This window comes from Streptacidiphilus melanogenes, from assembly GCF_000787835.1.
GTDB lineage: Bacteria > Actinomycetota > Actinomycetes > Streptomycetales > Streptomycetaceae > Streptacidiphilus > Streptacidiphilus melanogenes.
In genome coordinates this window covers 20857-29318 of the sequence record NZ_BBPP01000060.1, presented here as the reverse complement: position 1 = coordinate 29318, position 8462 = coordinate 20857, and the positions used below count along the sequence as shown (strand labels likewise).

Genomic DNA, 8462 nt, shown 5'->3' with positions numbered 1-8462 from the left:
CCCCCGCCGCTCCCGGGGAGTGGCGGGGCTCGGGCACGGACGTGCGGGCCCCGAGGGGCTCAGTTGTCGGCTCGGACTCGGAGCTGTCGGCTCAGAGCTTTCGGCTCAGAGGTCGAAGTACAGCTCGAACTCGTGCGGGTGCGGCCGCAGGGCGATCGGGGCGACCTCTTGGGTGCGCTTGTAGTCGACCCAGGTCTCGATCAGGTCCTGCGTGAAGACGCCGCCCGCGAGCAGGTACTCGTGGTCGGCCTCCAGCGCGTCGAGGACCGCCGGGAGGGTGGAGGGGACCTGCGGGACCGCGGAGTGCTCCTCGGGGGCGAGCTCGTAGAGGTCCTTGTCGACCGGCTCGAGCGGCTCGATCTTGTTCTTGATGCCGTCCAGGCCGGCCAGCAGCATCGCCGAGAAGGCGAGGTACGGGTTGGAGGACGGGTCCGGCGCGCGGAACTCGATGCGCTTGGCCTTGGCGTTGGCACCCGTGATCGGGATGCGGATCGCTGCGGAGCGGTTGCGCTGCGAGTAGACCAGGTTGACCGGGGCCTCGAAGCCGGGGACCAGGCGGTGGTAGGAGTTCACCGTCGGGTTGGTGAAGGCCAGCAGCGAGGGGGCGTGCCGGAGCAGGCCGCCGATGTAGTAGCGGGCGGTGTCCGACAGGCCCGCGTAACCCTGCTCGTCGTAGAAGAGCGGAGAGCCGTCCGTCCAGAGCGACTGGTGGCAGTGCATGCCGGAACCGTTGTCGCCGAAGATCGGCTTGGGCATGAAGGTCGCGGTCTTGCCGTTGCGCCAGGCGACGTTCTTGATGATGTACTTGAACAGCATCAGGTCGTCGGCGGCGGCCAGCAGGGTGTTGAACTTGTAGTTGATCTCCGCCTGGCCGGCGGTGCCGACCTCGTGGTGCTGGCGCTCGACCTGGAGCCCGGCGTTGGCCAGCTCCAGCGACATCTCGGCGCGCAGGTCGGCGAAGTGGTCGACCGGCGGGGCCGGGAAGTAGCCGCCCTTGTAGCGGACCTTGTAGCCGCGGTTGCCGCCCTCCTCGACGCGACCGGTGTTCCAGGCGCCGGCCTCGGAGTCGATCTCGTAGAAGGAGCGGTTCTGCTTCGTCTCGAAGCGGACGTCGTCGAAGACGTAGAACTCCGCCTCGGGGCCGAAGTAGGCGGTGTCGGCGATGCCGGAGGAGGCCAGGTAGGCCTCGGCCTTCTTGGCCACGTTGCGCGGGTCGCGGCTGTACTGCTCGCCCGTGATCGGGTCGTGGATGAAGAAGTTGATGTTGAGGGTGGCGTCCTTGCGGAACGGGTCCAGGCGTGCGGTGCTGAGGTCGGGGACGAGGCCCATGTCGGACTCGTGGATCGCCTGGAAGCCGCGGATCGACGAGCCGTCGAACATCAGCATCTCGGACGGATCGAATGCCGAGGCGGGCACCGTGAAGTGCTGCATCACGCCCGGCAGGTCGCAGAACCTGACATCGACGAACTTGACGTCGTTGTCCGAGATGTAGCGCGACACCTCGTCGGCGTTGTTGAACATCCATCCTCCTCGGCCCCGGCGACTGCCGGGATTGCGGGTGCGGACCGCCGGTCCCGTCCGGCGATACCGGTTCTCGAAACCATAGGAAGTGGCCGTTTCTCGGCCGTGACCCATATGTTTCGCCGATGTTAACCGCCCGCCCCCGGAGAACCGGCAACCCGCGTCGTTGCTGCGTACTTGTGCCGTCAGGGCTGTGGGCGGCGTTCACTCTCCAGTGAGTGGTCTAGACCCATTGGATGGCGGTTGGCGGCTGGTTCGAGGCCGGTGGGCGGCGAGCCCCGGGGTGGTCGCCGGACACGGTCGGCGGCCGGGCTACTGTGGTGGCGTGGATGAGAGTCGTAAAGCCATAGGCAGCTGGATCGAGGGCCCGCGGGCCGGCGCTGAGCAAATGGGTGCGGATTTCGGCTACCGCGGCAAGCGCCTCGGTCTGCCCGAGGAAGGACCGGGTTCCATCGCCGGAGCGGGCCGCAGGCTCAGCGCCCTCGCGATCGACTGGTTCCTCTGCTACCTGGTCGCCTTCGCGCTGATCGCGAACCGGCACGTCAGCCAGGTCAACATCTGGATCACCGTACTGTTCTTCCTGGTCAGCGTGCTGACCCTGGCCACGGCCGGGGCGACGCCGGGCAAGAAGCTGCTCGGCCTGCGCGTCGTCAGCCTGAACGGCGGGCGCGCCTCGGTCGGCCAGGTGGCACTGCGGACCTTCATGCTCGTGCTCGCGGTTCCGGCACTGATCTGGGACCGGGACGGGCGCGGACTGCACGACAAGGCCGTGGGTACGGTCGAGGTCCGGGTCTGAGCGCTCTGGCCGCTCTGACCACTCCGGCAACTGGGACGAAGCCCCGCTGACACGATGAGGCCCCGGTGGCCGGTCCGTGAGGACCGGCCACCGGGGCCTCGAAGTTCGTTCGGGGAAGGTCAGCGGGGGCCGGCGCCCTTGGGCATCCGCGAGCCCTTGGGGAGCGGGCCCTTCGGGATGGGGGCGTTGGCCATCAGGTCGCCCATGGCCCGCAGCCGGTCGCTGATCTGGGTGGCCTGCGCGGCGGGGATGGCACGCGGCAGCTTCATCAGGTGCGTCTGCAGCTTGTTGAGCGGCACCTGGCCCTCGTCGTTGCCCACGATGATGTCGATCACCGGCGCGTCGCCGACGACGCGGCTCATCTTGCGCTTCTCGGCAGCGATCATCGGCCGCAGACGGTTGACGTTGCCCTCGCCGACCAGCACGACGCCCGGGCGGCCCACTGCGCGGTGCACGGCGTCCTGCTGACGGTTGGCTGCGACGACCAGCTGGATGTTCCAGCCGCGCTTGATGTTGTTGAGCACCGCGGCGGCTGCGCCCGGCTGGCCCTCGAGCTGGCCGAAGGCGGCCTTCTCGGCGCGCCGGCCGAAGATTACGACGGCCGCGAGCAAGCCGAGCACGAAGCCCAGGATGCCCAGGTAGATCGGGTGCCCGATCGCGAAACCGATGGCGAGGAGCACCGCGAAGGTGCCGAGCCCGACGCCGGCGACGATAAGACCGATCTTCGGGTCGACCCGCTTGGTCATGGTGTATGCCTGACGGATCTGGGAGAGCCGTCCAGGGCTGTTGGGGGATTCCTGCCTCGCCATGTGGTTCATGGTACGGGGCCGGACCTGCGGTTGCCCAAGCCTGGTCCTGGCGGAGGGCCGCCTGTGTCCCAGTCGTGATGCGCCGTGCGGCGTCAGCGCACGGCGCGCAGCAGCATCCGCTCGCTTTCCTGGCGGTCGCGGGCGTGCCGACGGTTCTCGCAGACGGCGTCCCAGGCGTTGCGGCGGGCCGTCTGCTGGCCGCCGGCGAACAGCAGGGACTCGGCCATCCGCAAGGCGGAGGCGACGTTCTGAGCGAGGTGCATGGTGACCTTCTCCCCTTGGACTACCACGCCATCTTCAGCACTTGGTGTTACCGCGCCGTGACCACTCGGTCAAACCCCCGTGAAAGGCGTGCGACAGACGTCACAGGCCAGGCTGGTCACGGCGCGGAAACGCATCGTCGGAATGTGATGGTCGGAGCGTGGTGGTCAGAGCGCGGCGGCGCCGCGGCGCTCCAGGGCCTGCCGGTACAGACGGCCGGCGCGGTAGGAGGAGCGGACGAGCGGGCCGGACATGACGCCGGCGTAGCCGATCTCCTCGGCCTCGGCCTGGAGCTCGACGAACTCCTGCGGCTTGACCCAGCGCTCCACGGGGTGGTGCCGCGGCGAGGGGCGCAGGTACTGGGTGATCGTGATCAGCTCACAGCCCGCCTCGTGAAGGTCACGCAGGGCTTCGCTGACCTCCTCGCGGGTCTCGCCCATGCCGAGGATCAGGTTCGACTTGGTGACCAGCCCGGCCGCGCGGGCCTCGGTGATGACCTTGAGCGACCGCTCGTAGCGGAAGGCCGGGCGGATCCGCTTGAAGATGCGCGGGACCGTCTCCAGGTTGTGCGCCAGCACCTCCGGGCGGGCCGAGAAGACCTCGGCGAGCTGCTCGGGGACCGCGTTGAAGTCCGGGATCAGCAGCTCGACGCCGGTGCGGCCGGCCGCGCGGTCGGCGGTCATCGCGTGGATCTGGCGGACCGTCTCGGCGTAGAGCCAGGCGCCGCCGTCCTCCAGGTCGTCACGGGCGACGCCGGTGATGGTGGCGTAGTTCAGGTCCATGGTGACCACGGACTCGGCGACGCGACGCGGCTCGTCCCGGTCGAACTCGGCGGGCTTGCCGGTGTCGATCTGGCAGAAGTCGCAGCGGCGGGTGCACTGGTCGCCGCCGATGAGGAAGGTGGCCTCGCGGTCCTCCCAGCATTCGAAGATGTTGGGGCAGCCCGCCTCCTGACAGACGGTGTGCAGACCCTCACTCTTCACCAGCGATTGCAGAGCGGTGTACTCCGGGCCCATCTTCGCCCGGGTCTTGATCCACTCGGGCTTGCGTTCGATCGGGGTCTCGCTGTTGCGGACCTCCAGACGCAGCAGCTTCCTGCCGTCGGGTGCGACAGCGGACACGTGCGGCTCCCTATCTTCGAAATCCAGTGCGTCCCCTAGGGTACGCCTGCGGTCGGGTGGGTCAGCGGGCCGAGTCGGCTCAGGTGCTCGAGGTCGGCTCGGGCGCCGGTGTTCGGCTCGCGCGTCGGCGGATCGCTCGGTGACTCACGTGGCTGATGCCGTCGTGGTGCGGGCGAAGAGCTCGGCGAAGTGACGCTGGACGACGGGCATCGCCTCGGCGGCCGGAACGTCGCGGCCGAGCTCGGAGCTGAGCGAGGCGACGCCGGCGTCGCGGATGCCGCACGGGACGATGCGGTCGAACCAGGTCAGGTCCGGATTGCAGTTGAGTGCGAAGCCGTGCATGGTCACGCCGCGGGCGACGCGGACGCCGATAGCGGCGAGCTTGCGGTCGGCTCCGCGCTGGCCCGCGTTGGACGGGGCGTACTCGGGGCCGGCCATGCGCGGGTCGAGGCCGAGCTTGGCGCCCATCCGCAGGGTGAGCGCGCCGATGTTGACCACCTGGGACTCGTCGACCCGGGCGCCCGGTATCTCCTGGCCCAGCTTCCAGACGCCGCTGCGGCCCTCGACCCGGTTGCCTTCGACGCCGAACTCGGCGCAGGCCTGGATCAGCGCCTCCTCGAGCCGGCGGACGTAGGCCACGACGTCCATCGGCTCGGCCAGCTTGATGATTGGGTAGCCGACCAGCTGGCCGGGGCCGTGCCAGGTGATCTCGCCGCCCCGGGTGACCTCGACCACCGGGGTGCCGTCGAGCGGGCGGTCCTCGGGGCGGGTGCGGCGGCCGGCGGTGTAGACGGGCTGGTGTTCCAGCAGCAGCACGGTGTCGGGGATCTCGTCCGCCACGCGCAGCGCGTGCAGGCGCAGCTGCTCGTCCAGGGCCTCCTGGTAGGGGATGGTGCGCTCGCCCACGCCGAGGGGGACGAACCGCAGCTCGCCGCCCGCCGGGGTGCCCGTTTCCGTGGCCACTGGATGCCTCGCCTTCTGTCGTCCTGCTCCACGCAACTGTACGGCCGGGCCCCCTGTTCCCCGGGCCCCGGACCGAAGCTCCGCCGGAACGGGTGACAGATATTGAAATCTGTCAGTCCATCTCGCATACTCGAGACATGGCACTCAACGAACGCACTCTCGGCAGCAAGACCTCCCCGCTCGTCGTCTCCCGGCTCGGCCTGGGCGCGATGGGCATGTCCGACCTGTACGGCCCGGCCGACGAGGCCGAGTCGACGGCCACCATCCACGCCGCCTTCGACGCCGGCCTCACCCTGATCGACACCGGCGACTTCTACGGCATGGGCCACAACGAGCTGCTCATCCGCGACGCGCTGCGCAGCAGCGGCCGGGCGCGGGGTGAGGTGGCGATCAGCGTCAAGTTCGGCGCCCAGCGCGACTACGCGGGCAACTGGCTCGGCTACGACGCCCGTCCCGCGGCCGTGAAGACGGCCCTGGCCTACACGCTGCGGCGGCTCGGAACGGACTACGTCGACGTCTACCGTCCCGCCCGGCTCGACCCGAACGTCCCGATCGAGGAGACGGTCGGCGCCATCGCCGAGATGGTGGAGGCCGGCTACGTCCGGCACATCGGCCTCTCCGAGGTGGGGGCCGAGACGCTGCGCCGGGCCCAGGCGGTGCATCCGATCACCGATCTGCAGATCGAGTACTCGCTCGTCTCGCGCGGGATCGAGAAGGAGATCCTGCCGACGGTCCGCGAGCTCGGCATCGGCGTCACCGCCTACGGCGTGCTCTCCCGGGGCCTGATCAGCGGTCACTGGCAGGCCGACCGGCAGCTGTCCGCGGGGGACTTCCGCGGCTTCAGTCCGCGCTTCCAGGGCGACAACCTGGAGGCCAACCTGCGCCTGGTCGAGGCCCTGCGCGCGGTCGCGGAGGCGAAGGATGCCTCGGTGGCCCAGGTGGCGATCGCCTGGGTGCTGGCCCAGGGCGACGACATCGTCCCGCTGGTCGGCGCGCGTCGGCGGGAGCGCCTGACCGAGGCCCTCGGTGCGGCCGAGCTGGTGCTGGAGCCGGCCGACCTCGCGGCCATCGAGGAGGCCGTGCCGCAGGGCTCCGCCGCCGGTGACCGGTATGTTGCTGCTCAGATGGCCCATCTGGACAGCGAGAAGTAACAGGCGAGACGTAGCGGGAGCGACCGGTATCGATGGCGGAGGCAGCACTCACCCCGGAGGACATCCTCACGGCCGCGGAGGAGGTCCTGCGCCGGTACGGCCCGGCCAAGGCCACCGTCGTCGACGTCGCCCGCGCCCTGGGGGTGAGCCACGGCACCGTCTACCGCCACTTCCCGAGCAAGGCCGCCTTGCGGGGTGCGGTCACCCGCCGCTGGCTCGATCGTGCGCACGCCGCGTTGCCGGGCATCGCCGCCGGCCCGGAAGAGCCCCGGGAGCGGCTGCGGCACTGGCTTGCCGCCCTGTTCCGGGCCAAGCAGGAGAAGGCCCTCGCCGATCCTGAGCTCTTCGCCACCTACCAGGTGCTGGTGGACGAGAGCAGCGAGCTGATCGCCGAGCACGTCAGCGGCCTGGAGGCGCAGCTGGCGGGGATCATCGTGGAGGGGCAGGAGCAGGGCTCCTTCGGCTCCGGCGATCCAGGGGAGCTGGGCCACGTGGTCTTCCAGGCCACTGCCCACTACCACGATCCGGCTTATGCGGAGGAGTGGTCCCGGCCCGGGGTGGAGGGCGAGTTCGAGGCAGTGGTGGGCTTCGTCCTCCGGGGCCTGGCTTCCTAGCCTGCTGCTAGCGCGTCAGCAGGAGGAGGCGGAGGGCCAGCCGGAGCTCCAGGGCCCGCTCGGGGTGGTTCCAGTCACGGCCGAGCAGCGCCTCCACCCGGTCGAGGCGCTGGACGACGGTGTTGACGTGGACGTGCAGCGCGTCCTTCGCCCGGGTGAGGCTCCCGCCGCAGGCGAAGTAGGTGTCCAGGGTGTGGACCAGCTCGGTGCCGCGCCGGGCGTCGTAGGCGAGCAGCGGGCCGAGGGTCTCCTGGACGAACCCCCGCACGTCGTGGCCCTCGCCGAGCAGGACACCGAGGAAGCCCAGGTCGGCAGCGCAGGCGCCGTCCCCTTCGCGACCCAGGGCGCACAGGGCCCGAAGGGTCCGCAGCGCCTCGGCATGGGCGGCTGCGAGCCCGGCGATACCTCCCGCCGGGCCGGCCGCGCCCACGGTGACCGGGGCGCCGGTGAGCTGGGTGAGCTGCGCAGCGGCCCCAGCCGCCACCGACGAGACCATCGGTGCCGACGAGAGCGAGGACCCGGTTGAGGACCCAGCCGAGGACCCAGCCGAGGCCCCGATCGGGGAGCTCAGCGAGGTTCCGACCGAGGAGCCGACCGAGGACCCGTGGCTCGGTTCCGCCTCCGCGGGCAGCACGAGCACGACGCCCTCCCCGTGCTCCGCGCTGATCCCGCCGCGGCCGAAGAGCAGTCGGGTCGCGGCGCTCGCCAGACGGCTGCGGGCACCGGCCGTGCCGACGCGGGCGGCCAGCAGCACGTGCGGTCGGCGCAGGTCGATGCCCAGCCGCAGGCCGCGCTGGAGCAGCCCGGCGGGGTCGCGCTGCGGGTTGTCCAGCAGGTCCGTCAGCAGTTCGCCGCGGACCCGGTTCTCCGCCTCGGCGACGGAGCGGCGCAGCAGGAGCAGCAGCGCGGTGACGACACCTGCCCGCTCGAAGAGGCGGCGATCGGCGTCCTCCAGCTCCGGACGTCCCGTCAGCACCAGGCTGCCGAGGAGCTCCTGACCCGCCAGGACGGCGCAGACCCAGCGTCCGTCCGCCTCCACGGCCCGGCCGGTGGCCCGGGATTCGGCCACGAGCGCGCTGGCGTCGAGCTCGGCCGGCTCGCCGGCCAGCCGTTGGCCGTCTGGGTCCAGTACCGCGATGCCGCCGCCCAGGAGGGCGGAGACGGCCTCGGCGACGGCGGGGACCTCGCCGCCGCGCAGGACGAGGTCGGTCAGCCGGTCGTGGGCC

Annotated in this window: 9 protein-coding genes; 3 read left to right on the top strand and 6 right to left on the bottom strand. The window is 70.8% G+C overall.

What is annotated here, in order from left to right:
* Nucleotides 1-105: 105 nt before the first annotated feature.
* Entirely contained in the window at nt 106-1521 is a 1416-nt protein-coding gene (glnA, locus tag TR49_RS36060; protein ID WP_042389869.1) for a type I glutamate--ammonia ligase, read from the bottom strand.
* Between the two features lie 388 nt (nt 1522-1909).
* Between glnA and TR49_RS36055 the strand changes: the two genes are divergently transcribed.
* Nucleotides 1910-2317, top strand: coding sequence for an RDD family protein (locus tag TR49_RS36055; protein WP_042389867.1), 408 nt, complete (start codon nt 1910-1912; stop codon nt 2315-2317).
* Between the two features lie 119 nt (nt 2318-2436).
* On the opposite strand, the gene TR49_RS36050 is transcribed toward TR49_RS36055, so the two are convergent.
* The 4 genes from TR49_RS36050 to lipB all read right to left on the bottom strand — a co-directional run bounded on the left by TR49_RS36050 (nt 2437) and on the right by lipB (nt 5471).
* Nucleotides 2437-3126 (bottom strand): DUF4191 domain-containing protein, encoded by a 690-nt coding sequence (locus TR49_RS36050; RefSeq protein ID WP_042389891.1) that lies wholly within the window; start codon nt 3124-3126, stop codon nt 2437-2439.
* Nucleotides 3127-3218: 92 nt separating this feature from the next.
* The gene (locus TR49_RS44650; RefSeq protein ID WP_162837981.1) at nt 3219-3389 is read right to left on the bottom strand and encodes a hypothetical protein; all 171 of its coding nucleotides are present in this window, start codon (nt 3387-3389) and stop codon (nt 3219-3221) included.
* A 165-nt stretch (nt 3390-3554) separates the two neighbouring features.
* Nucleotides 3555-4508 (bottom strand): lipoyl synthase, encoded by a 954-nt coding sequence (gene lipA, locus TR49_RS36045; protein WP_042389864.1) that lies wholly within the window; start codon nt 4506-4508, stop codon nt 3555-3557.
* 144 nt (nt 4509-4652) lie between these two features.
* Nucleotides 4653-5471, bottom strand: coding sequence for a lipoyl(octanoyl) transferase LipB (lipB, locus tag TR49_RS36040; RefSeq protein ID WP_042389855.1), 819 nt, complete (start codon nt 5469-5471; stop codon nt 4653-4655).
* Nucleotides 5472-5608: 137 nt separating this feature from the next.
* On the opposite strand from lipB, the gene TR49_RS36035 reads away from it, so the two are divergent.
* Both TR49_RS36035 and TR49_RS36030 read left to right on the top strand, forming a co-directional pair.
* Entirely contained in the window at nt 5609-6622 is a 1014-nt protein-coding gene (locus TR49_RS36035) for an aldo/keto reductase (protein ID WP_042389853.1), read from the top strand.
* A gap of 32 nt (nt 6623-6654) precedes the next feature.
* Nucleotides 6655-7236: a TetR/AcrR family transcriptional regulator gene (locus TR49_RS36030; RefSeq protein ID WP_042389851.1), complete on the top strand. Its 582-nt coding sequence runs from the start codon at nt 6655-6657 to the stop codon at nt 7234-7236.
* A 7-nt stretch (nt 7237-7243) separates the two neighbouring features.
* Here TR49_RS36030 and TR49_RS46120 read toward each other — a convergent pair.
* A partial coding sequence (locus TR49_RS46120) for a PucR family transcriptional regulator (protein ID WP_236653688.1) occupies nt 7244-8462 on the bottom strand: 1219 nt, incomplete at its 5' end.

Coding starts and splice junctions, on each gene's coding strand:
- TR49_RS36055 (WP_042389867.1), top strand. CDS start 1,910: ATGGGTGCGGATTTCGGCTACCGCGGCAAGCGCCTCGGTCTGCCCGAG.
- glnA (WP_042389869.1), bottom strand. CDS start 1,521: ATGTTCAACAACGCCGACGAGGTGTCGCGCTACATCTCGGACAACGAC.
- TR49_RS36030 (WP_042389851.1), top strand. CDS start 6,655: ATGGCGGAGGCAGCACTCACCCCGGAGGACATCCTCACGGCCGCGGAG.
- TR49_RS36035 (WP_042389853.1), top strand. CDS start 5,609: ATGGCACTCAACGAACGCACTCTCGGCAGCAAGACCTCCCCGCTCGTC.
- TR49_RS36050 (WP_042389891.1), bottom strand. CDS start 3,126: ATGGCGAGGCAGGAATCCCCCAACAGCCCTGGACGGCTCTCCCAGATC.
- TR49_RS44650 (WP_162837981.1), bottom strand. CDS start 3,389: ATGCACCTCGCTCAGAACGTCGCCTCCGCCTTGCGGATGGCCGAGTCC.